1 protein-coding gene and 1 pseudogene are annotated in these 1,085 nt (G+C 56.7%); one reads left to right on the top strand and one right to left on the bottom strand.

Annotated elements, in window-relative coordinates:
- Window positions 1-48: 48 nt before the first annotated feature.
- Window positions 49-537, bottom strand: a complete 489-nt coding sequence (locus tag ACFFNA_RS38980) for a hypothetical protein (RefSeq protein WP_378925583.1) — start codon at window positions 535-537, stop codon at window positions 49-51.
- Between the two features lie 162 nt (window positions 538-699).
- Here ACFFNA_RS38980 and ACFFNA_RS38985 point away from each other — a divergent pair.
- A pseudogene (locus ACFFNA_RS38985) lies at window positions 700-1,085 on the top strand (IS3 family transposase); the annotation flags it as partial.

Genomic DNA, 1,085 nt, shown 5'->3' on the forward strand with positions numbered 1-1,085 from the left:
GGCGACAGGAATGGCTTCAGCACCAAAATCCTACGCCACATCAATCGCTTAAGCTACATCCGCCAGCCTCTCAGACGGGTCGTCGTGCATAAGACGGGCTAGCATGGGCCCCGTTGCCTCGCCGGAAATCTCGGTCCGAATCTGCCGATGGTTTTGCGCGAGCGTTAGAGGCACCGCACCTAGGCTGTGCCCCGTATCGCCTGCCGATTCTATGAGGCTTCTGCAAGCGCCGGCCCACCCAAATAAGTTGCCAGCCTCATTTTCTCGGACGGCGCTATCAACCCATCGAGCCGCTCGCACCAGCGAAGCTATGGCGGACATATGAGAACGATACAATATTTCTTTCCAATATACTTGGCCGGAGTACTGCCGGCCGGTGTCGGGGTCCATAGATTTTTCCATGTAGGCGCCTATGTCTTCAAAAGAATAGCGTTCAAGAAACAATTTTTCGCCGATTTCATTCAGCATTGGTCCGTATACCAACGCTGCCGGCCCAAAGACTTTTGAGGCCAATTTGATGTCGTCGAAAAAAATCACTTTGGTGTCTCCGCGAAATTGCAATTAGACGCGTGGGGCTATCTTGGCATTTATCATGTGCAGCTTTCGGGAGCGAGCGTCCTAGCCAGATGGCGACGGTTTTTGGCGCGAACTTTCCAAAGGGGCATGTCATCTGGCGCTCCGTCTCGATTGAATTGGGTATGCCCTCTCGATCACGTCAATCGCCAGTTCCATGCTCCGGCGCCGAACATGCTGTGGGTCTCCGACTTCACTTATGTCGCGACCTGGACCGGCTTCGTCTACGTGGCTTTCGTCATCGACACCTATGCCCGCCGGATCGTCGGCTGGCGGGTGAGCCGGACGGCGCATGCAGCCTTCGTTCTCGATGCCCTGGAACAGGCTCTCCATGATCGGCGGCCCGTGCAGGGAGGCGGGCTCATCCATCACAGCGATAGAGGCAGCCAATACGTCTCTGTCAGATACACCGAGCGCCTGGCGGAGGCCGGCGTCGAGCCTTCGGTAGGCAGCGTCGGCGACAGCTACGACAATGCTCTCGCCGAAACGATCAACGGTCTTTACAAGGCCGA

The organism is Mesorhizobium kowhaii (genome assembly GCF_042431665.1).
Lineage (GTDB): Bacteria > Pseudomonadota > Alphaproteobacteria > Rhizobiales > Rhizobiaceae > Mesorhizobium > Mesorhizobium kowhaii.